The 26,692-nt window shown below is 60.3% G+C and carries 21 protein-coding genes; 9 read left to right on the forward strand and 12 right to left on the reverse strand.

Features of this window, described 5'->3' with window-relative positions:
* Positions 1–136 precede the first annotated feature (136 nt).
* A complete protein-coding gene (gene recQ, locus RGCCGE502_RS13040) occupies positions 137–1,996 on the reverse strand; it encodes a DNA helicase RecQ (protein WP_016554637.1) in 1,860 nt (619 codons plus the stop codon).
* Positions 1,993–3,978 carry a DNA primase gene (dnaG, locus tag RGCCGE502_RS13045; RefSeq protein WP_016554638.1) on the reverse strand — a complete coding sequence of 662 codons (1,986 nt, stop codon included), beginning with the start codon at positions 3,976–3,978 and terminating at the stop codon, positions 1,993–1,995. Before dnaG ends, recQ begins: the two co-directional genes overlap by 4 nt.
* 662 nt (positions 3,979–4,640) lie before the next feature.
* Here dnaG and RGCCGE502_RS13050 point away from each other — a divergent pair.
* Positions 4,641–5,519, forward strand: a complete 879-nt coding sequence (locus RGCCGE502_RS13050) for a hypothetical protein (RefSeq protein ID WP_016554639.1) — start codon at positions 4,641–4,643, stop codon at positions 5,517–5,519.
* On the opposite strand, the gene RGCCGE502_RS13055 is transcribed toward RGCCGE502_RS13050, so the two are convergent.
* Positions 5,520–5,972, reverse strand: coding sequence for a GatB/YqeY domain-containing protein (locus tag RGCCGE502_RS13055; RefSeq protein ID WP_016554640.1), 453 nt, complete (start codon positions 5,970–5,972; stop codon positions 5,520–5,522).
* Between the two features lie 273 nt (positions 5,973–6,245).
* On the opposite strand from RGCCGE502_RS13055, the gene carA reads away from it, so the two are divergent.
* Entirely contained in the window at positions 6,246–7,451 is a 1,206-nt protein-coding gene (gene carA / locus RGCCGE502_RS13060) for a glutamine-hydrolyzing carbamoyl-phosphate synthase small subunit (protein WP_016554641.1), read from the forward strand.
* A gap of 147 nt (positions 7,452–7,598) precedes the next feature.
* A complete protein-coding gene (locus tag RGCCGE502_RS37925) occupies positions 7,599–7,892 on the forward strand; it encodes a hypothetical protein (protein WP_019279931.1) in 294 nt (97 codons plus the stop codon).
* 53 nt (positions 7,893–7,945) lie between these two features.
* Here the strand turns inward: RGCCGE502_RS37925 and RGCCGE502_RS13070 are convergent, their stop codons facing one another.
* Positions 7,946–8,476 (reverse strand): dihydrofolate reductase family protein, encoded by a 531-nt coding sequence (locus tag RGCCGE502_RS13070; protein WP_016554643.1) that lies wholly within the window; start codon positions 8,474–8,476, stop codon positions 7,946–7,948.
* A 201-nt stretch (positions 8,477–8,677) separates the two neighbouring features.
* Between RGCCGE502_RS13070 and RGCCGE502_RS13075 the strand changes: the two genes are divergently transcribed.
* Positions 8,678–8,998, forward strand: coding sequence for an antibiotic biosynthesis monooxygenase family protein (locus RGCCGE502_RS13075; protein ID WP_016554644.1), 321 nt, complete (start codon positions 8,678–8,680; stop codon positions 8,996–8,998).
* 14 nt (positions 8,999–9,012) lie between these two features.
* Here RGCCGE502_RS13075 and RGCCGE502_RS13080 read toward each other — a convergent pair whose 3' ends face one another.
* The 3 genes from RGCCGE502_RS13080 to RGCCGE502_RS13090 form a co-directional block, all read right to left on the reverse strand.
* A complete protein-coding gene (locus RGCCGE502_RS13080; RefSeq protein ID WP_016554645.1) occupies positions 9,013–10,416 on the reverse strand; it encodes an MATE family efflux transporter in 1,404 nt (467 codons plus the stop codon).
* A 143-nt stretch (positions 10,417–10,559) separates the two neighbouring features.
* Positions 10,560–11,807, reverse strand: a complete 1,248-nt coding sequence (locus RGCCGE502_RS13085; RefSeq protein WP_016554646.1) for a TCR/Tet family MFS transporter — start codon at positions 11,805–11,807, stop codon at positions 10,560–10,562.
* A 156-nt stretch (positions 11,808–11,963) separates the two neighbouring features.
* Positions 11,964–12,869: a LysR family transcriptional regulator gene (locus tag RGCCGE502_RS13090; RefSeq protein WP_016554647.1), complete on the reverse strand. Its 906-nt coding sequence runs from the start codon at positions 12,867–12,869 to the stop codon at positions 11,964–11,966.
* Positions 12,870–12,970: 101 nt separating this feature from the next.
* Between RGCCGE502_RS13090 and RGCCGE502_RS13095 the strand changes: the two genes are divergently transcribed.
* A complete protein-coding gene (locus RGCCGE502_RS13095) occupies positions 12,971–13,966 on the forward strand; it encodes an aldo/keto reductase (protein ID WP_016554648.1) in 996 nt (331 codons plus the stop codon).
* A 39-nt stretch (positions 13,967–14,005) separates the two neighbouring features.
* On the opposite strand, the gene ypfJ is transcribed toward RGCCGE502_RS13095, so the two are convergent.
* Both ypfJ and RGCCGE502_RS13105 read right to left on the reverse strand, forming a co-directional pair.
* Positions 14,006–14,923, reverse strand: a complete 918-nt coding sequence (gene ypfJ, locus RGCCGE502_RS13100) for a KPN_02809 family neutral zinc metallopeptidase (protein WP_016554649.1) — start codon at positions 14,921–14,923, stop codon at positions 14,006–14,008.
* Positions 14,924–15,057: 134 nt separating this feature from the next.
* Entirely contained in the window at positions 15,058–16,092 is a 1,035-nt protein-coding gene (locus RGCCGE502_RS13105) for a phosphatase PAP2 family protein (RefSeq protein ID WP_244441699.1), read from the reverse strand.
* 297 nt (positions 16,093–16,389) lie between these two features.
* Between RGCCGE502_RS13105 and RGCCGE502_RS13110 the strand changes: the two genes are divergently transcribed.
* Both RGCCGE502_RS13110 and carB read left to right on the forward strand, forming a co-directional pair.
* Positions 16,390–17,418: a zinc-dependent alcohol dehydrogenase family protein gene (locus RGCCGE502_RS13110; protein WP_016554651.1), complete on the forward strand. Its 1,029-nt coding sequence runs from the start codon at positions 16,390–16,392 to the stop codon at positions 17,416–17,418.
* 171 nt (positions 17,419–17,589) lie between these two features.
* A complete protein-coding gene (carB, locus tag RGCCGE502_RS13115) occupies positions 17,590–21,075 on the forward strand; it encodes a carbamoyl-phosphate synthase large subunit (RefSeq protein WP_016554652.1) in 3,486 nt (1,161 codons plus the stop codon).
* Between the two features lie 53 nt (positions 21,076–21,128).
* Here carB and RGCCGE502_RS13120 read toward each other — a convergent pair whose 3' ends face one another.
* Genes RGCCGE502_RS13120 through RGCCGE502_RS13130 form a run of 3 tightly spaced genes read right to left on the reverse strand, consistent with a single transcriptional unit; the run spans position 21,129 to position 24,911 of the window.
* Positions 21,129–22,160, reverse strand: a complete 1,032-nt coding sequence (locus RGCCGE502_RS13120; protein WP_016554653.1) for an alpha/beta fold hydrolase — start codon at positions 22,158–22,160, stop codon at positions 21,129–21,131.
* Between the two features lie 52 nt (positions 22,161–22,212).
* Entirely contained in the window at positions 22,213–23,679 is a 1,467-nt protein-coding gene (locus RGCCGE502_RS13125; protein ID WP_016554654.1) for a UdgX family uracil-DNA binding protein, read from the reverse strand.
* Positions 23,679–24,911 (reverse strand): putative DNA modification/repair radical SAM protein, encoded by a 1,233-nt coding sequence (locus tag RGCCGE502_RS13130; RefSeq protein ID WP_016554655.1) that lies wholly within the window; start codon positions 24,909–24,911, stop codon positions 23,679–23,681. Before RGCCGE502_RS13130 ends, RGCCGE502_RS13125 begins: the two co-directional genes overlap by 1 nt.
* A gap of 223 nt (positions 24,912–25,134) precedes the next feature.
* Between RGCCGE502_RS13130 and greA the strand changes: the two genes are divergently transcribed.
* Together greA and RGCCGE502_RS13140 are read left to right on the forward strand one after the other, a co-directional pair.
* Complete coding sequence (gene greA / locus RGCCGE502_RS13135) at positions 25,135–25,611, forward strand: transcription elongation factor GreA (RefSeq protein ID WP_016554656.1); 477 nt, start codon at positions 25,135–25,137, stop codon at positions 25,609–25,611.
* A 31-nt stretch (positions 25,612–25,642) separates the two neighbouring features.
* On the forward strand, positions 25,643–26,692 hold the full coding sequence (locus RGCCGE502_RS13140; RefSeq protein ID WP_040674553.1) for a glycosyltransferase family 4 protein: 1,050 nt from the start codon (positions 25,643–25,645) through the stop codon (positions 26,690–26,692).

Consider the following 26,692-nt stretch of genomic DNA (forward strand, 5'->3'; position numbering starts at 1 on the left):
TACTGTGGGCAGTTCTCTGCAATGCTGGGAGGTCGGTTCACGTAAGCCGAACAGCCGCACCGAGCGCACTAACTGGGCGGCTATCCCATTATTTCCGTTGCGAAAGATGGCACCGTTGCGCCATGAGGTCAAATGCCTAGCTGTCGTGGCTGAGGATCACGTCCAGAAACGCGTCTCCGTAGCGCTCAAGCTTCGACTGGCCGACGCCGGAGATACCGAGCATTTCCTTATGCGTGCGCGGCCGCTGCGTCGCGAAGGCGATCAGCGTCGTATCCGGGAAGACGACATAAGGCGGCACGCCGAACGAACGGGCAATGGCTGTCCGCTCTCCACGCAGCGCTTCAAAAAGAACGTTGTCGTCACCGGCCAGAACCGACCGGCGCTCGGCCTGCGCCACGCGCTTCGAGCGGCGTTCGGCAACCGGGCGATCCTTGCGAAAGAAGACTGGCCGTTCATGCTTGAACACGGCGCGGGCTTCCGGCTCCAGTTTCAAGGCGCCGAAGGCCTGCTGATCGACCCTGACCAGCCCCATGGCGAGCAATTGCCGGAAGACCGATTGCCAGGTGCGCGCCGGCAGATCGTTGCCCGCGCCGAAGACCGGCATCGTCGTGTGGCCGAAGCGCTCCGTCTTCTCGTTGACGTTGCCGAGCAGGACATCGACCACATGCCCGGTGCCGAATCGCTCGCCCGTGCGATAGATCGCTGCGAGCGCCTTGATCGCGGCCTCGGTACCGTCCCAGGTTTCGACCGGCTTCAGGCAGGTATCGCAGCCGCTGCACTTGCCGGCATACGCCTCGCCGAAATGCGCAAGGATCGCCTGACGCCGACACGAAGCAGTTTCGCAGATTGCCAGCAGCGCATTGAGCTTGGAACGCTCCACACGTTTGATATCGTCAGCCGCTCCACCCTCGTCGATCATCCGCCGCCGCTGGATGACATCGGCCATGCCGTACGCCATCCAGACTTCGGACGGCAGGCCGTCACGCCCGGCGCGACCGGTCTCCTGATAATAGGCCTCGACCGAGCCCGGCAGGTCTAGATGCGCGACGTAGCGAACGTTCGGCTTATCGATCCCCATGCCGAAGGCGACAGTTGCAACGAGACAAAGCTCTTCCTCTTTCAGAAAGGCATCCTGATTGGCGTCCCGAAGTGCCCGGTCCATGCCTGCGTGGTAGGGCAGCGCCCGGATGCCCTGGCCGTTCAACCACTCGGCCGTATCCTCGACCTTGGCGCGCGACAGACAATAGACGATGCCGCTGTTGCCCTTGTGGCCGGCGATAAACCGCAGCAACTGCTGGCGCGGCTGGTCCCGCTCGACGATCTCATAGGAAATGTTCGGCCGGTCAAAGCTGGTCGTGAAGACCTTGGCATTGTTCAGCGCCAGGCGCTCGACGATATCCTCGCGGGTATGCGGGTCTGCCGTCGCCGTTAGCGCGATGCGCGGCACACCCGGAAACTGTTCGGCAAGCTTGCCGAGCTCGCGATACTCGGGGCGAAAATCATGTCCCCACTGGGAAACACAATGCGCCTCGTCGATAGCGAAAAGCGAAATTCTCGCGTTACCAATCGTATCGCGAAATCCATCCAGAAGAATGCGCTCCGGTGTGACGTAGAGGAGATCAAGCTTGCCCGTGGAAATCGCGCGGCGAACGTCGATGAACTCCTCGCGCGACAGCGTGGAATTCAGCGCCGCCGCCCTGATGCCGAGCTGCTTCATCGCTTCCACCTGATCGCGCATCAGCGCAATTAGCGGCGAAACGACAATGCCGATACCCTCGCGGCACAGCGCCGGAATCTGGAAGCAGAGCGACTTGCCGGCCCCAGTAGGGAAAAGAACGACGGCATCGCCGCCCGAGACGACATGATCGACCACTTGCTGCTGCTTGCCACGAAAAGCAGGATAGCCGTAGACGCGGTTGAGAATAGCAAGTGGCGACCGCTCGGCGCCGAACAACGCGTCGCCAGCGGAAAATTCTCGGTTCTTCGGATCCCTCAATGGCTCGCCGCTCCCTTGACGCGACCGGAGAGCACGCCGAAACCATCGATGATCGCTTCCTGGTTCTCGAGGCGAAGCCCTTCGAAATGGACCTCCTGGAGCGCGCGCATCAGCTGGTCGATCACGTCGCCGTTGCCGGCCTCGGTCGCTGCGGCGATCTCACGCTCAAGTTCGATCTTCTGGAAGCGCAAAGCCTTGGCGCGTTTGTGGAAGGCGAGCGCCTGCCGGTAGCCTTCGCGTGCATCCTCCATCGCCGCCTCTGATGTGGCAATCCAAAGCCGGGCGTTGCGGATCTGCTGCTCAAGCCCCTGCAGCAGCGCGCCAAACCCCTGCTCCTCCATACGCTCCAGCAGGTATTCGCGCGTCAGGTGCGGCCCGGCGACGGCTGCGGCAGCGCCAAGCATCACCGACCAAAGCCGCTGCAGTTCGCGGTTGTCGTAGTCGATGGAGGCAATCTCGTCATATTCGTCCTGCATCAAGGCCGGGTGATTGATGACGGTGAGCGCCAACACGCTCTCGCGCAACGCCGGTGTTTCCTGGTGGCCCTTCACCAGGCCCGAGCGTGCCAGCCGGTCGGAAATGCCGCCTCCGGAAAGCCGCGGACCACGCGGGCCTTCGTTGCCTCGGCCACGCGATTGGCCAGAGCCACGATCAAAGCTTCGCCGCTCATTGCCGCGATTCTGGAATTGCGGCTGAAAGAAGCTGTTCAGGCGGTCGCGCATATCCTGCTGGTAGTGCCGGCGCACATTTTCATCCGCAATGACGGCAACCAGCTGCTTCAACCGCGCTTCGAGCTCCGCTTTGCCTTCGGGCGTCTCGAACTGCCCGGTATTGATCTCACGGCTCCAGATCATTTCTGCCAGAGGCTTCGCTTGGCTCATGACCTTATCGAAGGGTGCGCGGCCCTCGTCGCGGACGAGATCGTCCGGATCCTTGCCGTCTGGGAGGAGAGCAAAGCGCACGGTACGCCCCGGCTTGATGTGCGGGAGCGCAAGATCGGCGGCGCGATTGGCGGCGCGAATGCCGGCACCGTCCCCATCGAAGCAAAGCACCGGCTGTTGCGTCATCTTCCAGAGGAGTTCGAGCTGGTTCTCGGTCAGCGCCGTGCCGAGCGGCGCCACGGCATTCTCCACACCGGCCTGATGCAGCGCGATCACGTCCATATAGCCTTCGACGGCGATGATCGTGCCCTCACCGCTCGCACCCTGCGTCGCACGGCGGGCGCGCGCGAAGTTATAAAGCACATTGCCCTTATGGAAGAGCTCCGTCTCGTTGGAATTGAGGTACTTTGCGGGAGCATCCGGCGACATGGCGCGGCCGCCGAAGGCGATGACCTTCTCGCGAGACGACAGGATCGGAAACATGATGCGGTCGCGGAATCGATCATAAGAAACCGGAATATCGGGACCATGGACGACCAGACCGCAAGCCTCGATCTGCTCCTTGGCAACACCCTTTCCCGCCAGAAACTCTTTCAGGGCATTGCGGCTATCAGGCGCGAAGCCAAGCCGGAACGTCTCAATCGTCCGCCCCGTCAGCCCGCGATCACGGAGATAGGCGCGCGCCCGCGCGCCATTCGCCGTCTGCAACTGATCCTGGAAGAACGTGGTCGCGAGCTCCATCACGTCGAGAAGCGAGGTACGCTCCTTCTCGCGCTTCTCCATGACCGGGTCGGCAATCGGCATGGCGACACCCGCCATGTCCGCGATCTGCTGCACGGCCTCTGGAAAACTCAATCCTTCAAGGTCGGTCAGGAAGCGGAAGTGGTCGCCGGTGACGCCACAGCCGAAGCAGTGGTAGCGTCCCTTGCGGTCCTCACAGTGAAAGCTCGGCGACTTCTCCCCATGAAACGGGCAGCAGGCCCAATAGTCCCCGCGGGAAACATTGGTTTTGCGCTTGTCCCAGCTCACGCGACGGCCGATCACGTCCGAAATCGGCACGCGATCACGTATCTCGTCGAGAAAGGAGTTGGAAAAGCGCATTGGAACCTCTTGATTGGGGTCCATATAAGCAGGTTCGTCAGCACATGCCACGGCATTTGCCCAAAGGACGCGCTATTCACAGGATCGTCGCGCCGTCGGAAATTGCCCCATCAGCGCCTTCAAAAATGCGTTACCACCCCTGCGACAGGGGGTGCGACACTGACAGCCTGAGCCCGCGTTTTACGTGTATGCAACGTCAGCATCGGGAGCGACGAATTTCTTGCCGGTCGTCAAAAATCGATGGCAGAACAACGGCTTCGGGACCGCTCTGAACGGCGTTTTCATGCACCGAAGTCACAATCATTAGCGCGAATGCCACACCTGAGGCAGCCTCCGGCGCCAATCATTATTTTTTTGTAATTTGAATCACTTGCCGCGCCGCAATAACCTCAGGGTCAACAAAGCGATCCCCAAGCGAGGCACCATCCCTACCCCCGGCGCCGCCTCGCGAGGGTGCCTTTGCGAGTACCCGCTGGCTTGGATCTCGGTCCTGCGTCGCCACCGGAAGCAAAGAGCAAGAAGGCAGGAGCACCCCCAGCTCCTGCCTTCTTTAATTTCGCCCCTAGGTTTCATTTTTGATATTTTCGTCGTCACCAGCGACCGCAGAAGGCATTGACAGTTATCGCACGATGCCTAATGAAGCGAGACAGCGGGATGGTCGAATGCCACATAGAGTTGAAGATTTTTTAGAAAGCGATGCCTTCTTTGTGGCCGTATTGCATTGCGCCCGCGAAATGCTGGCGATCTATCGCGAAAGCCCCCGTATCGCTTCGATCTTCGCCGCTCAACAGCGCTGGCTGATGGCCCATGCCGGTTTCGCCCTTCATTTCGGCTATCCCGGCGAACCGAAGCTCGGCCTCTATTCGGGCCGTTTCATCGCCTTCGTTGTGGCGAACAAGATTGCAAGCCGTAATACCGCCGCTGCCTTCATCCAGGAAATGCTCGCCTACAGGTTTCTTCGCCCCGTCGAGAGCGCAAGCGACAAGCGCACGCGCCTGTTGGAGCCGACCGAGACCGCCCAAGAACACTTTTTCAGGTGGCTCGCCACCCACCTTTTCATTCTTGATAGTCTGGACGGCGGCAATCGGCTGGATCGGATCAACGCCGATCCGTCTGCATTCCGTAAGATGCAGCCGCTGATTTCCAAGGCGATCATCGATAGCGATGCCGTGCGTGATCCCGGAGCAACATACAATTTGTTCAACTGGGCCAATTCCGGCGGCCTGATCATGGACTATCTCATGAGCCGCATCGACACCTTCGATCGCAGATCGGATCGGGTCGACATCGGGCCATTGTCGCTAAAGGACATCCGTGACCAGTTCATGATCTCCAACACGCATCTGAAGCGGCTGCTGACACAGGCCTCGGAAATGGGAAGCGTCGGTTGGACTCAGCCGCCCTACAAAGGCGATACCTGGCTTTCGCAGGGTTTTGTCATGGAATATTGGGGCTACCAAGCAGCCAAGTTCGTCGTTGTCGACGCTGCCGCGGAGGCGGTCCTGGGGCCCGCCGCCAGGAAGACGGCGAGCCTGCGCTGATCAGTTCAGCTGCTCCTTGACCGCGCCGGAGGCCTTGGAGAAATCCATCTGGCCGGCATAGCGCTCCTTGAGCACCGCCATCACCTTGCCCATGTCCTTCGGCCCGGCAGCACCGGTCTCGGCGATGATCGCCGCAATGTTGCTGCGGACTTCCGCGTCGGAGAGCTGTTTCGGCAGGAAGTCCTGCAGCACGGTGATCTCGGCGCGCTCCTTGGCAGCCAGCTCCGGCCGGGCGTTTTCTTCGTAGATCTTCGCCGATTCGTCGCGCTGCTTCACCATCTTGGCGAGGATCTGCAGAATCTCGTCGTCGCTGGCCTCCTCCTTGCCGACGCCGCGATTGGCGATGTCCCGGTCCTTGATCCCGGCCTGAATCAGGCGAACGGTCGAGAGACGCTCGGCGTTCTTGGACTTCATGGCATCCTTGAGGGCGGCGGCGAGTTGATCGCGCAACATCATAATCACTCCTGTTTGAATGCCGCTTCATAAACCACGCGAATGCATGGGATCAAATAAATTGCGGAAAACGACGGCAGAAAGCGCGAGAAAACCGGCAGAATGTGCGGTACAAAGATTGACCTCGCGCAATAGCGTGGCTATTTACCGCCACCTGCACCAAAATTCGTGATCAGGCCTGAGAGCGCGCGTCTTGCCGCGTGCGTATGCTTGCGAACCAAATGGCCGGCCAACGTTGCCCAAGGACGTGTGGCCGCCGGAAACGGGATGAAGATGACCGCGACAGCACCCTGGACAACCGAAAAGCCGACCGCCCTGCTCGTTCTTGCAGACGGAACCGTCATTGAAGGCAAGGGCATCGGCGCGACCGGCAAGGTCCAGGCCGAGGTCGTCTTCAACACGGCGCTGACAGGCTACGAAGAGATCCTGACGGATCCCTCCTATCTCGGCCAGATCGTCACCTTCACCTTCCCGCATATCGGCAACATCGGCACCAACGAAGAAGACATCGAAGACCTGACGCCGGCAGCACGCCACGGCGCGGTCGGCGTCATCTTCAAGGCCGACATCACCGATCCGTCCAACTACCGCGCCGTCAAGCACCTCGATGCCTGGCTGAAGGCTCGCGGCATCATCGGCCTCTGCGGCATCGACACGCGCGCGCTGACCGCCTGGATCCGCGAAAACGGTTCGCCGAACGCAGTCATCGCCCACGATCCGAACGGCGTCTTCGACGTCGAGACTCTGAAGGCGGAAGCCAAGGCATGGAGCGGCCTAGAAGGTCTCGACCTCGCCAAGATCGCTTCGTCGGGCCAGTCGTCGCAGTGGTCGCAGACCCCGTGGATCTGGAACGAGGGCTACGGCGAACTGAAGGCCGAAGACGCCAAGTACCACGTCGTCTGCCTCGACTACGGCGTAAAGCGCAACATCCTGCGCCTGTTTGCCGGCCTCGACTGCAAGGTCACCGTCATGCCGGCAACGACAAGCGCCGAGGAAGTCCTCGCCATGCAGCCCGACGGCATCTTCCTGTCAAACGGCCCGGGCGACCCGGCGGCCACTGGCGAATACGCCGTTCCTGTCATCCAGAAGCTGATCAAGACCGATATCCCGGTTTTCGGCATCTGCCTCGGCCATCAGATGCTCGGCCTGGCGCTCGGTGCCAAGACCGAGAAGATGCACCAGGGCCACCACGGCGCCAACCATCCGGTCAAGGACCACACCACGGGCAAGGTCGAGATCGTCTCGATGAACCACGGCTTCGCGGTCGACACGAAGTCTCTGCCCGATGGCGTTGAAGAGACTCACGTTTCCCTCTTCGACGGCACCAATTGCGGCCTGCGCGTCGCCGGCAAGTCGATCTTCTCGGTTCAGCATCACCCGGAAGCTTCCCCTGGCCCGCAGGACAGCCACTATCTCTTCCGCCGCTTCATCAACCTGGTGCGCGAGAAGAAGGGCGAGGAAGCCCTCGCAGAGCGCTGAGACGCATTCCGGCAATTCTAAAGCCCGCTCCGGCGGGCTTTTTTATTTTTTGCAGCTATTACGCGCAGCTGCGACCGCTGCCGCGCGATATCCGTTTGAAAGGTGCCGCAACTGCTGATTTACTGCATTTCAGTGAGGGAGGCAGCCATGAGGTGCTTGATACTAGCAGTTGCGTGCTTGCTCCCGACGGTATCTCTTGCCGCCGGGCCCGTGAAAGTCGATGCAAAAGATTACAGCTGCGCGCAGCTCGCGCAGATCATACGCCAATCCAAAAAGGTCTATGTCCGTCTCGGCTTCGGCGGCCGCAACTTTCGCTATCCACCAGCGCAGTGTGGGCCTGGCGACAAGCTGAGTACGGCAAGTTTGCGTGACGGCAGCGGGAGACAGTGTCTGCTGGATTACGCCTGCGTCAATGATCCGATGTCGATGTATAACTACTAGGCTGCAGGCCACTGGGGCCCCGAGGCAAGCAGGCCGTCGGGTTGGTGGCGCGCCTACGCTGGAACGTATGTCAACCTGATCACGTCTGCGCCGATTCGATCGCTCGCCACTAGGCGCAGCGGCGGCCGCGGGCCGGCAAAAAGCGGTTTGCCGCGACCAAGCACGACGGGATGGAGATACAGCCGATACTCATCGACCAGACCGAGATCGGTCAGACTTCGCGCCAACTCAGGCCCGGAAACTTCAATGTCCCCATCCAGTCGCGCTTTCAGCCCGCGTATCGTCGTCTCAACGTCATCCATGACAAGGGTGGCGTTCGGCCCTACTGATTGCAGCGAGCGCGACACAACCCATTTCGGTTGGCGCCGCCATGCCGCTGCATAGTCGCGCTTCGCCTCGTCCCACTCGGAACGGTCTTCGTCCCAGTACCGCATCACTTCGTACATGCGACGACCGTACAGGCTGCCGGCAAGGCCGCGCACGTCATCGATGAAGTGACGAAAGAGCACGGGATCAGGCGAAAATTCCGTATGGTCGACGTAACCATCAAGGGACTGGTTCAAAGCAAATACGAGCTTCGCCATGCTGCGGCTCTCCCCCAAGTTGCTGAATACGGCTTGGCCGATGCTACGCAGAAATGAAGGTGGCTACAATCCGAGACCGCTCGGAGAGTCGTCCATTCGCCCAATGCTCTCCAGTGGACATTGTTGTTTCGGCCTATTGACCTCAACTTAACTTGAGGAATTACACCCGCGTTGGTGACATCCAAAACAAAGGAGATGAGGATGAACGGAGAGTTTTACCGGATCGACAAGTTTGCGGTTCCGGAGGCTGCGCGCGAGGAGTTTCTGATGAACGTGCTGAAGACGCACGAGGTACTGCAGGCGCAGGAAGGTTTTATCAGCCATCAGGTGCTGGAGCAGGTTTCCGGCCCGGGCGAATTCAATTTCGTGACGATTGCCCAATGGGAAAGCGCCGAGGTGATCGAACGGGTGAAGGCTGCGGTGCAAGCCGCCCATCGCGCCCGAAACTTCGATCCGCAGGCGCTGTTTCATCGCCTCGGCATTCGCGCCGACATTGCCAACTACAAGCCGATCGCCGCATGATTCCGAATGGCCGGCTAGACGCCGGCCAAGTTCTTCTCGCGGCGGACAAGGAGGTAGAAACGTCCGCAAAGCATCACGGCTGCCGCCGCAAGTCCGACGAGGAAGCCGAACCAGATGCCGATGCCACCAAAGCCAAGCGGGAACGCAAAGGCCCAGGCGAGGAAGAATCCGATCGGCCAATAGGCAATCAGCGCCAAGATCATCGGCACGCGGGCATCCTTCAAACCACGCAACAGTCCGTTGGCGATTGCCTGAAGGCCGTCGACCAACTGGAACAGTCCCGCCACAACGATCAGCGGCCCGGCATAGGCAAGCACCTGCGGCGCCTCCGGTAGCTTGGTATCGAGAAACCAGCTTCCCAGGAACTCAGGAACCGCCGCAAACAGAATGCTACCGGCGACAGCAATCACACAGGCGATGACGACGACAGCGATCGAGGCCCGAACGACTGCAGTGTAATCACCTTGCCCATGCGCCACACCAACCCGAACGGTTGCCGCCTGCGACAAGCCGAGCGGGATCATAAAGGCGATCGAGGCCCATTGCAGCGCGATGCCGTGAGCGGCAAGCTCGATCGTTCCGATATGCCCCATCAGCAGTGACGCCACGGTAAAAAGGCTTACTTCGGCCAGGATCGTGATGCTGATCGGCAGACCGAGACGGACGACCTCCCAGAATGCCTTCCAGTCGGGACGCCAGAACCGCACGAAAATTTCGTAGCGTCGCGTCTCCTCCCTGCTCTGGACATAGCCAACGATGAACAGGAAGCCGGCAACCTGGACGACCACTGAAACGATCGCCGCGCCCTCCAGGCCCATCGCCGGGAAGCCGAAATGGCCGAGTACCAACGCATAGGCGAAGAAGGCATTCAGCACCAGCATTGCGACTGTCACGTTCAGAATGACGGCTGCACGCCCGATGGCGCTAACCAGCGCGCGCATGACGTTGTAGAGCAGCCCTGGTAGCACGCCGAACTGACCGATCAGGATGTAACCATGCGCCAGCGCCGCCACCTCAGGCTTCTGCCCGGCGGCGAGCAATATCCGCTCGGAGTTGAAGAACGCCGGCAGCATGATCACCCAATATGCCAGCACGACCCATAGACCCATGCGCAGCGAGCGGCGCACACTGACGACGTCGCCCTTGCCGTAGGCCTGCGCGACCATCGGTATGACAGCAATGGCAAAGCCCGACCCGAAGACGAGGATCGTGAAAAGGAACTGCGCCGACAATACCATTGCAGCCAGATTCTCCGCACCGAGACGGCCGACGATCATTACATCGGTCGTGTTGATGCCGAGCTGGGCAAGCTGCGCGCCGATCAGCGGGATGCCGAGCGCCAGCGTCGCGCGGAAATGCGCAGCCCAATGGTTATCGGTTTTCGGCGCAAGCTTGCGCGCGTCGATCGGCGTGTCCATGACACTGTTCCTGTGATTGAATCGCTGATGGCCGCAACTTGCGGCAAAGTAATCAACAGGGCTTAGTTCAAAGCCCGGCAAAGAACTACGCAAAACTATGCAAATGATGAAAAATTCATCATCGCATCACGAATTCTGATGGCTCACTCCGCTGGCTGTTCCACGACCTCGGCGGCTTTGACCGTGCGCACCCTCGCTAAAAACACGAGGGCTGCAATCAGGATGATGACGGCCGCGAGCAGAAATGGGGCTCCGGCGAAGCGCACCGGGGCCTCTGGCCGCGTGAAGTAGCCGAACAGCTGGGTAAAGATCAGTGGTCCTACAATTGTCGTGATGCTGCTGAGGCTGGTCAGCGCCCCCTGTAACTCTCCCTGAGCCGACGGCGGCACCTTGGCTGCAGCAATACTTCTGAGCGGCGGATCGGCGACGTTCTCCATCACGGTCAGCACGATAACTGTATAGACCATCCAGCCCTCCCACGCGAAGGCGTAGCCGGTCAGGCCGACAACGGAAAAGGATAAGCCAAGCACAGCCGTCTTCCACTCGCCAAGCACCGGCACAATCCTCGGCAAGATGACAGCCATGACGAAGGCCGCACCGATCCCATAGATGCCGAGCGACAGGCCGATCTGCCCCTCGCTCCAGCCATAGCGGTAGGTCGACACGAAGGACCAGACAGCCGGATAGACGGCATGCGCCAGCCAGAAGAGGAACATGACGGCGCAGATCGGCCCAATCCCCGGATAGCTCCGCATCTGCTTCAGCGTGCCGAGCGGATTGGCGCGCTTCCATTCGAAGGTCCGACGGTGCCTAGCGTCCAAGGTCTCGGGCAACAGGAAGTAGGCCGCAACGAAATTTGCGAATGAGAGCGCCGCGGCTCCGAGGAACGGCACCCGCGGTCCGAATTCGCCGAGGACGCCGCCAATGACCGGTCCGATCGTGAAACCGACGCCGAAGGCGATGCCGATCAGCCCGAAATTCTTGGCTCGATTCTCATCATTGCTGATATCGGCAATGTAGGCGGAACAGGTCGCAAAACTGCCGCCGCTAAGGCCGGCCAGCGCCCGGCCAACGAACAGCATCCAGAAGCTGGTTGCCACCGCACAGATGAAATTGTCGATCGCAAAAGTCAGCACCGACAGCAGCAGGATCGGACGTCGCCCGAAACGATCGCTGAGATTGCCGAGAAATGGCGCAAACAGGAATTGCATGCCCGCATAAACGACGAGCAGCCACCCGCCGTCGAGGGCTGCATCGCTTACCGAGCCACCCGTCAATTGCTCCAAATACGCCGGCAGTACCGGCATGATGATCGCGATCCCGATCACGTCGAGAAACAGGATCATGAAGACGAGGAAGAGGCCACGACGAACGAATTTCGGATCGAGCATCAGAGAACTCTACAGTAGGTTGCTTTCTGGAAAGACGAACTCGTCGCCGATCATGTTACATAGCTCACGCATATTAGCGAAACAATCCGTGAACATTTCAAATCTTTTGATAGGCGCACGACTTCTGTTGATGGAGAAGCGGAACAAAGGCGGATTCTAGCCGCCTTTGACCCGTTGGCCTTTGACGAAGTCGACAAAAGCGCGAAGCGCCGGTGGCAAATGCTTACGACCGGCATAGTAGAGAAATGGCCCGGAGAATTCACTCACCCATTCTTCTAGGATCGGCGTCAACGCACCCGTTTCGATGGCGGGGGAGACGACCTCCTCGAACGTGCGTATGATCCCAAGTCCCGCAACGGCGGCAGAAACTTCCATATCGATTGCATTGGCGATAATCGGCCCCTTCGGCGTAATCATCAAGGTTTCATCGCCGCGCTCGAACTCCCATGTCAACGCAGTTCCGCTCAGGAAGCGGTGCCGGACGCAATCGTGCTCCAGCAGATCGCGCGGATGCTTGGGAACACCGCGCCGCGCCAGATAGTCCGGCGCGGCCGCCGTGACATATCTCTGCCTGCGCGGCCCGATCGGCACAGCAATCATGTCGCGCTCCAGACGCTCGTCATAGCGAATACCGGCGTCATACCCGGCCGCAAGCACATTAACGAATGAGTCTTCGCCGACGATCTCAAGCGAGATCTGCGGATAGCGCTTCAAAAATCGATTGGCGAGATCGGGCAGAAACAGCCGCACGGCAATCGTCGGCACGTTAAGCCGCAACGTCCCGCTCGGGCTGTCGCGAAATGTGTCGAGCTGTTGAAGCGCCTCGGAAACCTCCCCCAAAGCCGGCGCAAGCCGCTCGAGCAGACGTTCCCCCGCCTCCGTCGGCGTAACGCTGCGCGTCGTTCGGTTGAGCAGGCGAACTCCAACGCGCTCCTCCAGTCGCCGCAGAGAGTCGCTGAGCGACGAAGCCGAGACGCCACGCTTTCGAGCGGCGGCACGAAAACTGCGCTCCCTTGCAATGGCTGTGAAGGCATCCAGATCATTGAGGGGAAGGTCTTCCATCGTGCATTTTCCCGTACAGCCCGTTCGCATTTGCATGGATTATCGCACGAAGGCCGGCGCGCTAAAACTCGCTCGAACATCAACGCACGATGGAGAAAGAAATGGAGATGCATCGATTGGGGAAAACCGGTCCCATGGTGTCGGTGATCGGGCTCGGCTGCATGGGCATGTCCGGCATGTACGGACCATCCGACCGCAGCGAAAGCATCGCGACGATCCACGCGGCTCTCGACGTCGGCATCAATCTGCTTGATACCGGCGATTTCTATGGCATGGGCCATAACGAAATGTTGATAGGCGAAGCGCTGAAGGGCCGTAGGCGGGATGAGGTCGTCATCAGCGTCAAATTCGGAGCGCTACGCGATCCGGCCGGCAATTGGAGCGGTTACGACTCCCGCCCTGCGGCGATCAAGAACTTCCTCGCCTATACGCTGAAACGCCTCGACGTCGACTACATCGATGTCTACCGCCCTGCGCGCCTGGATCCCAATATTCCGATTGAGGAGACGGTGGGCACGATCGGCGACATGATCAAGGCCGGTTACATAAGGCATGTCGGCCTGTCCGAAGTCGGCGCGGACACCATTCACCGGGCGGCGAGCACTCATCCGATCTGCGATCTGCAGATCGAGTACTCCTTGATCTCACGCGGCATAGAGGATCAGATCCTGCCGACCTGCCGCGAGCTCGGCATTGCCGTTACCGCGTACGGCGTTCTCTCCCGTGGCCTGATCAGCGGGCATTGGCAGAAGGGACAAGGAGGCGGCACCGGCGATTTCCGCGGCATGAGCCCGCGCTTCCAGGACGGCAATATCGATCAGAACCTCGCGCTCGTGGAGGAGTTGCGAAAGATCGCGCAGACGAAGCAGGTATCGGTTGCGCAGATCGCCATCGCCTGGGTGGCGGCTCAAGGACAGGACATCGTACCACTCATAGGTGCACGCCGACGTGACAGGCTGACGGAAGCACTCGGCTCACGCGCCGTGCAATTGTCAGCCGAAGACATGGCAGCCATCGAACGAGCCGTCCCGAAGGATGCTGCAGCCGGCGCCCGCTATCCCGAAGCCCAGCTCAAGCACATGGACAGTGAAAAGTGATCTTGGTCCAGCCTCTCCCCACGGAGAGGCTGCCTAAACTCATACCGGCCCTGAGAACGTATCGCAGGCGGACAACTGCCCACTGTCGAAGCCGCGTTTGAACCACCGCGCCCGTTGCTCCGACGTGCCGTGGTTGAAGCTTTCAGGCACGACGTAGCCCTGGCTGCGCTTCTGCAGCGTGTCGTCGCCAATCTTCTGGGCGGCGTTCAATGCCTCCTCGAGGTCGCCGGCTTCGAGAATGCCTTTCTGCTGGGTGAATTTGCCCCAGATTCCGGCGAAGCAATCGGCCTGCAACTCGACACGGACCGACAACTTGTTCGCCTCCGTCTCGCTCATGCGCTGACGCGCCTCGTTGAACTTCGGCAGGATGCCGAGCAGATTCTGAACATGATGGCCGACCTCGTGGGCAACCACGTAAGCCTCTGCAAAATCGCCAGAGGCGCCGAACTGGCGGCTCAGTTGGTTGAAGAAGGCAGTGTCGAGATAGACCTTGTGGTCGCTAGGGCAGTAGAACGGCCCGGTCGCCGCCGAGGCAAAACCGCAGGCCGATTGCGTCTGTCCGGAGAAGAGCACAAGGCGAGGTTCCTCGTATTGACGGCCCTGAGACTGGAAGATGCCGTTCCATGTATCCTCGGTCTCGGCAAGGACGGTGCGAACGAAGGCCGTCATCTCATCGTTGGCGGGCGCCTGCTCGCCCGACTCGCTCTGCTCGTAGCCCGGGCCACCGGTCGTCATGCCGCCATCCATGATCTGTAACAGGTCGATACCCATGGCCTTCAGGATAAGGTAGATAACGACGAGGAAGATGATGGTGCCGATGCTCAAGCCGCCGCCGCGCCGGCCCATGCCGCCGCCCGACGGAAAACTGAAGCCGCCTCCTCTGCCCAATCCGCCCATGGAGGGATCGCCACGGCGATCTTCGATATTGTCGGACTGGCGCCGGCCTTTCCATTCCATAATGGTTCTCCCGGACTAAACCTTCGGTCGTTATCTATATATCTCGGCGATCAGGAAATTCCAGCTATCTCGCGGCGGCAGCCTTGTCGAAAACGGCAGGTCGATCGTTCGCTAGATTTTGTATCTGCGCGTAGTCAGGCGATTGCGACAGCTGCCTCAGGGGCGTCCGCGACTGGTCCGCGGTCGCGTTCCAACATCCATTTAAGCGCAAAGTGGCTGGTGCCCACGACGAGTAGTGACGCATAGCCATCAACCGCGTAGTGCCAACCCAGATAGACGGAGCTGAACATGACGAACGCGGTGTAACAGAAGGCGATGATACCCAGACGGCGCGAAATCTCCGCCGCGAAAAATGCATTCAGCGCAACCAAGCCCACGTGCACGCTGGGAAACGCTGAGATGCCGGAACCGAGCCCCGGTGCATGGTGCGTATGAAGAGACCAAAGGTAGCTTTGAACCATGCTGGTGGTCGTGGGGCCATCAGGCGATGCCAGGAAGCTCAACAGTTCCGCAAAGCGCTGGGTGTCGCCGGTAACTGCCCCGTAGAACACTGGCCCGGCGGACATGAAAAGACCAGCGAGAATGTTTCCGCAGACCACCCAGACCAGCATGAACATGCCAATATAGCGGACGCGTACCGGAGCGGCTCGCGGCGAGGTTGCTACGTAGAACAGCGTTCCGAAGCAAACCGCGAACCACAATACGCTGTAATTCCAATCCACGAGCTTGACGATCGCATGGTGCCCCCCAATCGACAGTAGGATCTTCCAGGGGTCTGGGCCAAACGATAGCAGTGCATCCGTCTTTGCAAGCCATTGGTCGTAGAGAAAGCCGCCTCGAATAACCGGCAACAAATTCTTGATTGATGTGAACGTGCCCTGAAAGACCATCAGCGCCATCAGCAAAGCCATGCCTGAAAGAAGATGAGCTAACCGATGGGGTGAGAACACTCTTCGTGTCGCCAGCGATCTTTTCGCCCCAAAGCGAAGCAAGATCCGTGCGTAGTCAAAAATGCCGGCCATGAGCGGCATGAAGAACAGAAACAGATAGGTCCATTGGTCAAAATACAGCCCGAAGGACATCATCTCGGCATGGCCGTATGCAACCAGCAACAGGACACCAAGTACGAAGTAAAACAGAGCCACCAGATAGAGCCAACCGTCCGCCATCAATCGGTGGCGGACATGCGGCAGCAACTCGAAAGTCCAAGCTCTCGAATTTGCAAGTGCTTTGTCACGATCAGCCATTGTGATTCTGGATGCCCGCAAGCAAACCGCCTTTTGGTCTGCAGTGCCAAATAGAAAGCACCCTAAGTATTAATTTTCACGAACCAGCACCGTTAAAAAACGTCAACCGGACGAATATTTTCGTATGGAAGCCAAGGAGTACTTCCAGGGCATCGCTCCTTGACGACACCCCGACAATCGGGCCTCCTTGCACAACGAAGTCTGAGGAGGAGACAGGCGATGAAGGCGGTGCGGCTCGAAGCGCCCGGGAAGCTGGCTCTGTGCGAGGTGGAACGGCCAGAACCGGCTAAAGGCGAATTGCTTGTCCGCGTGGAGGCCTGCGGCATCTGCGGGACCGATCGCCATCTGTTCAAGGGAGAGTTTCCTTCCAATCCACCAGTCACGCTCGGCCACGAGTTCACCGGGATCATCGAAAAGATAGGCGGCAGTGTCAGCGGCTTTCGCGAAGGCATGCGCGTCACCGGCGATCCCAACATTGCCTGCGGCCGCTGCCCCGAATGCCAGCGCGGCCGCGTCAATCTGTGCCGCAAATTGCAGGCGATCGGCATCCATCGCGACGGCGGGTTTGCGGAGTATGTTTGCATCCCGCAGCAGCAGGCCTTTGAGCTGCCTGATGCGCTGCCCCCTCTCTACGGCGCCTTTTGCGAACCGCTTGCATGCTGCATCCACGGTGTCGACCTCGCCGAAATCCGCACCGGCTCTTCCGTCATCGTGCTCGGCGGCGGTGTGATCGGCTTGCTGGTCGTCCAGTTGGCCCGGCTGGCGGGAGCAACCAATGTCGTCCTCGTGACCCGCGGCGAGGAGAAGCGTCGGCTCGCCGAGAAGCTCGGAGCGACCGCAAGTGCAGACCCTTCGACGGGTGACATCGTCGCGCGCCTGACGGCGCTAGACGGCGTGCTGCCCGGCGGCGCAGACGTCGTGATCGAATGCGCCGGCGTTGCCGAGACGATCGAGCAGGCAGCAAGCCTCGCACGTCGCGGCGGCACCGTTGTTATCCTCGGGGTCATGCCGCAGGGCGTCAAAGTCGAAATCGAGCCCTTCGATCTGCTCTTTCGCGAGATCAAGCTCATGAGCTCCTTTATCAACCCGTTCACCCACCGGCGCGCGGCCGATCTCATCGCTTCTGGAACCATCAAGGTCGAATCGCTGATCTCCCGTCGGATTGGCTTCAGTGAAGCCGTTCAAGCGATCTCCAATCCCGCCCGCGGCGGAGAGATCAGGGCACTTGTCATTCCCGGTCTGGGCTAAGGTCTCGCAAGCCGAGCCAATTCCTGTCGATTCCGCAATTTATGGGGTTCCGTTTACAAATACATTTGCCTATAAGCCGCTTCTAGCCTGAAAAGACCATCATACGCGCGACCCGGCCGGTGCCTCCCACCCTGGCCGGCTTTCTGCGCAGCTAGGAAACGGAAAACGCCCATGCCGAAGCGCCAAGACATCAAATCGATCCTCATCATCGGCGCAGGACCGATCGTCATTGGCCAGGCTTGCGAATTCGACTACTCCGGCACCCAGGCCTGCAAGGCGCTGAAGGAGGAAGGCTACCGCGTCATCCTCGTCAACTCCAACCCGGCAACGATCATGACCGACCCAGGCCTCGCCGACGCAACCTACGTCGAGCCGATCACCCCTGAGGTCGTCGCCAAGATCATCGCCAAGGAGCGCCCCGACGCGCTGCTCCCGACCATGGGCGGCCAGACGGCGCTCAACACCGCGCTTTCCCTGAAGCGCATGGGCGTTCTCGACCGCTACAATGTCGAGATGATCGGCGCCAAGCCGGCCGCCATCGACAAGGCCGAAGACCGCGCCCTCTTCCGCGAGGCGATGGAAAAGATCGGCCTCGAAACCCCGCGCTCGATGCTCGCCAACGCCACCGACATCAAGGATGCCGACCGCAAGACGCATGAAGCCGAGCGCAACAAGCTGAAGGAAAGCCTCTCCGGGGCCGAGCTCGACAAGGCGCTCGACGAACTGGAAAACCAGTGGAACCTCGGCGAGACCGACCGCAAGCAGCGCTATATCAGCCACGCCATGGCGATTGCCGCCCAGGCGATCGACGTCGTCGGCCTGCCCGCCATCATCCGCCCCTCCTTCACCATGGGCGGCACCGGCGGCGGCATTGCCTATAACCGCTCGGAGTTCTTCGAAATCATCGGCGGCGGCCTCGATGCCTCGCCGACGACGGAAGTCCTGATCGAGGAATCGGTTCTCGGCTGGAAGGAATATGAAATGGAAGTCGTCCGCGACAAGGCGGACAACTGCATCATCATCTGCTCGATCGAAAACATCGACCCGATGGGCGTCCACACGGGCGATTCCATCACCGTCGCACCGGCCCTGACGCTGACCGACAAGGAATACCAGATGATGCGCAACGCCTCGATCGCGGTCCTGCGCGAGATCGGTGTTGAAACCGGCGGCTCGAACGTCCAGTTCGCCGTCAACCCGAAGGACGGCCGCCTCGTCGTCATCGAAATGAACCCGCGCGTCTCGCGCTCGTCGGCGCTGGCCTCAAAGGCCACCGGCTTCCCGATCGCCAAGGTCGCCGCCAAGCTTGCCATCGGCTACACGCTCGACGAACTCGACAACGACATCACCGGTGGCGCGACGCCTGCCTCGTTCGAACCGTCGATCGACTACGTCGTCACCAAGATCCCGCGTTTCGCCTTCGAGAAGTTCCCGGGCGCCTCGCCTGTTCTCACCACGGCCATGAAGTCGGTCGGCGAAGTCATGGCGATCGGCCGCACCTTCGCGGAATCGCTGCAGAAGGCGCTGCGTGGCCTCGAGACTGGCCTGACCGGCCTCGATGAGATCGAAATCCCCGGCGTCGAGGAAGGCGAATCCAGCCAGAACGCGATCCGCGCCGCCATCGGCACGCCGACGCCGGATCGCCTGCGCATGGTCGCCCAGGCACTGCGCCAGGGCATGAGCCCCGAGGAGGTCCACGAAGGCTGCAAGATCGACCCGTGGTTCATCGCCCAGTTCAAGGCGATCGTCGACATGGAAGCCCGCATCCGCGAGCACGGCCTGCCTGCAGATGCCGCCAACCTGCGTAAGCTGAAGGCAATGGGCTTCTCCGACGCCCGCCTCGCCACGCTGACCGGCAAGCGCCCGAAGGAAGTCGCCGAGCTCCGCAACAGCCTGAACGTACGCCCGGTCTTCAAGCGCATCGACACCTGCGCTGCCGAGTTCGCCTCGCCGACCGCCTACATGTACTCGACCTACGAAACGCCTTTTGTCGGTGAACTACGCTCTGAAGCCGAAGTCTCCGCCGCCAAGAAGGTTGTCATCCTCGGCGGCGGTCCGAACCGTATCGGCCAGGGCATCGAGTTCGATTATTGCTGCTGCCATGCCGCATTCGCCCTGCGCGACGCCGGCTATGAAGCGATCATGATCAACTGCAACCCGGAAACGGTCTCGACCGACTACGATACCTCCGATCGCCTCTACTTCGAGCCGCTGACGGCCGAAGACGTGATCGAAATCCTGCGCGCGGAGCAGGAAAAGGGCGAAGTCGTCGGCGTCATCGTGCAGTTCGGCGGCCAGACCCCACTGAAGCTCGCCGAAGCGCTCGAGAAGAACGGCATCCCGATCCTCGGCACCGCGCCTGATATGATCGACCTTGCCGAAGACCGCGACCGCTTCCAGAAGCTTTTGATCAAGCTCGACTTGACGCAGCCGAACAACGGCATCGCCTACTCGGTCGAGCAGGCCCGCCTGGTGGCCACTGAAATCGGCTTCCCGCTGGTCGTTCGCCCGTCCTACGTTCTCGGCGGCCGTGCCATGCAGATCATCCATGCCGAGAGCCAGCTGCAGACTTACCTGCTCGACACCGTTCCGGAGCTGGTGCCTGAAGACATCAAGCAGCGCTATCCGAACGACAAGACCGGCCAGATCAACACCCTGCTCGGCAAGAACCCGCTGCTCTTCGACAGCTACCTGTCGAACGCCATCGAAGTCGATGTCGACTGCCTCTCCGACGGCAACGACGCCTTCATTGCCGGCATCATGGAGCACATCGAGGAAGCGGGCATTCATTCCGGTGACTCGGCCTGCTCGCTGCCCCCGCGCACGCTGTCAGCAGAGATGATCGACGAACTCGAGCGTCAGGCGAAGTCGATGGCCAAGGCTCTCAACGTCGTCGGCCTCATGAATGTCCAGTTCGCCATCAAGGACGGTACCGTCTACGTTCTCGAAGTGAACCCGCGCGCTTCGCGTACCGTTCCCTTTGTGGCGAAGACCATCGGCGCCCCGATCGCCAAGATCGCCGCCCGCGCCATGGCCGGCGAAAAGCTTGACCCGCTGTTTGCGGCTTATGGCGAGAAGCCGGACCCGCGCAACCTCCAGCACATCGCCGTCAAGGAAGCCGTCTTCCCGTTCGCCCGCTTCCCCGGCGTCGACACGCTGCTCGGCCCGGAAATGCGCTCGACCGGCGAAGTCATCGGCCTCGACACCGATTTCGCGCTGGCCTTCGCCAAGTCGCAGCTCGGCGCCGGCGTCGAACTGCCGCGTGACGGAACGGTCTTCGTTTCGGTGCGCGACGCGGACAAGCCGCGCGTGCTGCCGGCAATCCGTGTTCTCGTCGGCGAAGGCTTCAAGGTTTTGGCAACCGGCGGCACGCAGCGCTTCCTCGCCGAAAACGGTATCACGGCAACGAAGATCAATAAGGTTCTGGAAGGTCGTCCGCATATCGAGGACGCGATCCGTAACCGCCAGGTTCAGCTCGTGATCAACACGACCGACGGCAACAAGGCGATCTCGGACTCCAAGTCGCTTCGTCGCGCGACGCTGATGCAGAAGGTCCCTTACTACACCACGATGGCCGGCGCCGAGGCAGCCGCCCAAGCCATCAAGGCGCTGCGGGCGGGCAACCTCGAAGTTCGCCCCCTGCAAAGCTACTTCTGATACGGAGGGCCGGCCGTTGCGCCGGCCTTTCTTTTTTCGAACAGGCAGAACCGCTAGATTCGCGCTCTCGCATCCTGTGCGTCCGCCTTGACGTTCCAGGCATCCTGAAATGCCGGTCGCGGCCGATCCTGCAAAATCAGCTTTCCTCCTTCTTCGCGGCGCGTCGGAATGGCGTGACGATCGACCGCGCCTTCCAGCGTCATGGCAAGGTCACGGGCAAAAACCCGATTGCCGATGTGCCATGAGTGTGTCCAGGAACCAATCTGCGGCTGCGACGCAGGGTCAACCGTCTTGAAATACTCACCGCAGTTGACGTCCACCGCTTTGGCGTTGATGTCCGCGGGCAGCCCAACGCGACCGACGCGCGGCGCAACACCAAGCCTCTTCGCGTTTGAAACGGCAAGGACCGAATCGAAGGGATTCGAGTAGTTGGTGAGCCGCATGATCCGGCGGAACATCGGCTGATTCCAGTCGCTCGCAAGCGACAGGCTGCTTGTTGAGACATCGCCGCCGATGAAGGCGACCTGGCCGATGCGCCAGTCCGCCTTGAAGAGATCGCCGTGCTTGTCCGACTGCGCAAAGGCATCCATGATCACGTAACAGCCGGTTGAATGACCCAACAGATGCACATTGGTTTCACAGCCGGACTGCTGGCTCTGCTTCAGGAGCCGGATGCCTTTCGTCACAAGCTCGCTCGCGACAGCCGCGGCATCCGATCGGTCTTCCAGATAATTCAGTGTCTGATTGTCGCTCGGCCAGTCGAAAGCTACGATCTCGCCACGCCAGCCTTCCGCGCGCATATCGGCGCGAAGCTGCCGGATGCGCTTCAGAACGGTCGGAATGTCGTTGTTGTAGCCGTGCACGAAGATGAGTACGTCGCCGCGGGGACCAATCGAGTTCGGGTTTTCGTCGCCATCCGCGAGCCCCTGCACCTCCGCGACCCAGTCCTTCGCGCTGGACACGGCCTGGCGTGCATCGTAGCTGTCGAGCCCGGCGGGCACCTTCAGAAACTTGATCGGTCCAGGCTCGGCAATCAACGCATCGCCTGAACGCTTTCTGGCACTGATGATATAGTCGTCGCTCATCTTCCCCTCCTGCGCCAACCAGCCCATACCGCCTTAGGCGATCATATCAGCTTCAAGATTCAACTCGAAGACGCCAATTTTGCACCGATGCGGCAATATCCCGACGGAACCGCTCGAGCTCCTGCCGCCGCAGACCTTCATCCGGCAATCGCAGCAGATAGGAGGGATGGACGGTGACGAACAGTTGCCGACCGCCCTCAAGCGGTATGAACTCGCCCCGCACCTCCTCAAGCCTCTGTTGCAAACCCGTGAGCGCAAAGAGTGCCGTCGCTCCCATTGCGACCACCAGCTTCGGCTTGACTTGCTCCAATTCCCGGTCGAGCCACCAGCGGCAATGCTCTACTTCTCCCCGGTTTGGCTTCTGGTGAATGCGCCGCTTCCCACGCGGCTCGTATTTGAAGTGCTTGACTGCGTTGGTGACATAAAGCTTCGTGCGATCCATGCCCGCCGCTGACAAAGCCTCGTCGAAAACCCTCCCCGCCGGACCAACAAAGGGACGTCCGGCAAGATCCTCCTGGTCGCCGGGCTGCTCGCCGACAAACATGATTTCCGCGTCCTGCGGCCCCTCCCCGAAGACCGTCTGTGTCGCCTTGGCATGCAACGAGCAGCGGCTGCAGACTGCCGCCTGTTCGCGAAGCGCCTCCCATGTCCCTTCAATAGCAGACGGCGCCGTTGTCGAGTTCCGGGTAGCCTCCTGAAGCCTGTAATGGAAAGCAGGTGGCATCGTCGCCTCATGCTTGGCCATCGCCAGCACCCGCTCCTCGGCGTTGGCGATTAGGTTGGGAATCAACTCCGCTTCGGGCATGTTCTTCCAGTATTTCTTCGGCATCTCCGCCTGCATCGCCTTAATCTTCAGACGCGCAGGATTGAAAATATTGGCAAAATAGGTCTTCCAAAGTTCATCAGCGGGATCGGTAAGATCAGGCTTGGTGCAGGGCTCGACGCTGAGTGACAAGCTCACGCCATCCCAGCTCGCCGAGCCTTTTGGCGTCAGGATCACCCAGTCCATGTCGTTGAACCGGCGCTGAAAGAATGGCGCCTTGCGCATGACGATGTGATGGTCCGGTTCGAACCAGGCGAGAAATTTCCGACGGCCATTCACTGAAATGCCGGATCCGACTTCCTTGAACCGAAGGAACGCCGTCATCTTGTGGGCATCACGGCGCACACTTTTTTCCATCAGCCGCGCAACGGAAACGTCTTCGTCGGACGCCACCGATAGCAGCGACTTGTCTGACTGAAGCCGCCACAGTAGCCGATAGAGAAGAAAGAACCGAACGGGATCGGAATGGCAAATCACCGCTGAAGCAAGGTCAATAAACGCCGGAGGCACCGTCATCGACCGACTGCCGGACACGGGTTGCGGAGGCAACGCGTCGCGCTCCCAGAAGAGCTGCTTGTCACCGCCTTCTTCACGCCATTCTATGTCCTCCGGCGCGATGCCGGCGCAGGCCAGCGCGCGGGCAGCATCCCGCCACTCATCGAAGCCGCCCCTGCCCTTCAAAACCACGCGGCGCATCAGAGCAGCGTCAATTGCTCGGGCGGCGGCTCGAACATCGTCCGCAAATCCGCTCGATCCGCCAATTGACGTGGCGTCCAGCCCTCTGCCGTCACAAAAGCCTGCACTTTCTTGATCGAGACACCGAGTCTGGAGAGGTCGTCCAAACGCAGCCTCCGGAAGCGACGGGCCGAAAGGATCGCCTTCACCGTTTTGGTTCCGAGCCCCGGCACGCGAAGCAGCCGTTCTCGCTCCGCCTTGTTGACGTCTACTGGAAAGTCGGCGCGATGGCCGAGCGCCCATGCAAGCTTGGGATCGAGGTTGAGATCCAGCATTCCGCCGGGCCGCGTCGCGGTGATCTCCTCGATCCCGAAACCGTAGAAGCGATATAGCCAGTCTGCCTGGTAAAGTCGGTGTTCACGCATCAGTGGCGGCTTGATCAGCGGCAGGTTCTTCGAGGAGTCCGGAATGGGACTGAAGGCAGAATAGTAGACCCGCTTCAGGCTATAGCTGCCATAGAGCTGCGCGCTCGTCCCAAGGATCGTGGCATCGTTTGCCCCATCGGCACCAACAATCATTTGCGTGCTCTGGCCGGCCGGCACAAAACGCTTGCGCGTCTTCGATTGGAGCGTCGGCTCGTCGGCCGCCTCTATCTTCAATCGCAGGTCCCCCATCGAACGGCGGATGTGTGAGGGCCTTTTTTCCGGCGCAAGGCGCGCAATGCCGCTGTCCGTCGGAAGCTCGATGTTCAACGACAGTCGATCCGCGTAAAGTCCTGCCTCTTCAATGAGATGGGCCGACGCCTCTGGAATCGACTTCAGGTGTACATAACCGCGGAAGTCATGGGAGACGCGTAGTTCGCGAACGACACGGACCATTTGCTCCATTGTATGATCCGGGGAGCGGATGATGCCCGACGAGAGAAACAACCCCTCGATATAGTTGCGGCGATAGAATTCCAACGTCAACCAAACCACTTCCTCCGGTGTGAAGCGCGCCCGTTCGACATTGCTAGAGGACCGATTGATGCAATACGCACAATCGTAAATGCAGAAGTTCGTCAGGAGGACTTTCAATAGCGATATGCAGCGTCCATCGGGCGCATAGGCGTGGCAGATGCCGGATCCCTCCGTGGAGCCAAGGCCGCCACTTTTCGCCGAATCGCGCTTTTGGGTTCCGCTGGAAGCGCAGGATGCGTCATATTTGGCTGCATCCGAGAGAATTGCCAATCGTTCTTTTAGAGACTTCCTCATCTTTATGTTCACTATATGTTCTTATTCAAAAAGTCAATCGAAGTTGGTTTCCAGCCACTCCGACCGGTCTCCGGCCAGCGATACGAATTTTATGGAAATCAGCGGTGGCGATCTGCTATAACCGCAAAAGTTAGGATTGTTGCACGGTTCCGAGGTTCCCCCTCGGGACCTGTTTTCTTTTGTGTCCGCGGCTATGTGGATACGGGGAGTGAAGGACAAAAAAATGGTTGATAAGGTACCGATGACGCAGGGTGGTTTCGTCAAGCTGCAGGAAGAACTGCGCTGGCGTCAGCAGGAGGAGCGTCCCCGGATCATCGAGGCAATCGCCGAAGCCCGTGCGCATGGTGACCTCTCGGAAAACGCCGAATACCATGCTGCGAAGGAAGCTCAGAGCCACAACGAAGGCCGTATCAGCGAGCTCGAGGACCTGACCGCGCGTGCCGAGGTCATCGACCTGTCGAAGATGTCCGGCGACAAGATCAAGTTCGGCGCGAAGGTAAAGCTCGTCGACGAGGATACCGAAGAAGAAAAGACCTATCAGATTGTCGGCGATCAGGAAGCCGACGTTAAGGCCGGACGTATTTCCATTTCTTCCCCGATCGCGCGCGCGCTGATCGGTAAAGAAGTCGGTGACTCCATCGAGGTCAATGCACCTGGCGGCTCCAGGGCCTACGAAGTCCTTGCCATTTCCTGGGGCTGATTGATCCGTGGACGGTCGTGGCCAACCGGCTATCGTCAATTTCAGTGACGTCGAGATTATTGCGCCGAACTTCAAGAAGCGGCTCTCCGGCGTCACGTCCACCATCATCCAGTTGATCCCGGTCCAGCGTGCACTCGGCGAGAAGATTGCAACCCTTGGACCGGGTCTTCCGGCATCCTTGCCGCACATCCGTTTTCGTGACTTGCTGAAGCTATGGCAGGCGCCGCGCGGCAAACGTTTTCGCATATGGCACGCCCGTCGCAACATCGAAATGCTGCCTGCCATCCTGATGCGCGATGTCTTGCGCATGCCGCTGAAGATCGTCTTCACCTCAGCCTCCCAGCGCCGCCACTCCGGCTGGACGAAATGGCTGATTTCGAAGATGGACGCGGTAATAGCAACCAGCGGCAAGACGGCGAATTATCTCGAAGTGCCGAGCACCGTCGTTCTCCACGGGATAGACACAACCCGTTTTTCGCCGACAGATGATAAGGCAGCGGCCAAACGGCTGCTTGGTCTCGACGAGACGAAGAAGATCGCCGGCTGCTTCGGTCGCGTTCGCCATCAGAAGGGCACGGACCTTTTCGTCGACAGCATGATCCGTCTGCTGCCGTCCCGGCCCGACTGGATCGCCATCGTTGCCGGACGCGCCACGGCACAACACGTCGAGTTTGAAAACGAACTGAAGGCGCGGGTTGCCTCTGCCGGTCTGTCCGATCGCATACTATTCGTAGGTGAGCACACCAACATCAACGACTGGTATCGTGCACTCGATATGTTTGTCGCGCCGCAACGCTGGGAAGGCTTCGGCCTGACGCCGCTCGAAGCGATGGCGACCGCCGTTCCCGTTGTCGCGACGGACGTCGGAGCCTTTCCGGAACTGCTGCTCACCGGTGACCAGGAAACCGGGATAATCATTCCGCGTGACGATCTCGATGAGATGGTACGGGCCGCTGCACATTTCATGGATGACGACGCCCGTCGCCAAGACGCATCACTCCGCGCGAGGAGCCGCGCGATAAGCGCCTTCAGCATTGAAGGCGAGGCCCGGCGACTTGGCGCGGTCTACACGGCCCTATGA

Origin of the sequence: Rhizobium grahamii CCGE 502, assembly GCF_000298315.2 — a bacterium.
GTDB lineage: Bacteria > Pseudomonadota > Alphaproteobacteria > Rhizobiales > Rhizobiaceae > Rhizobium > Rhizobium grahamii.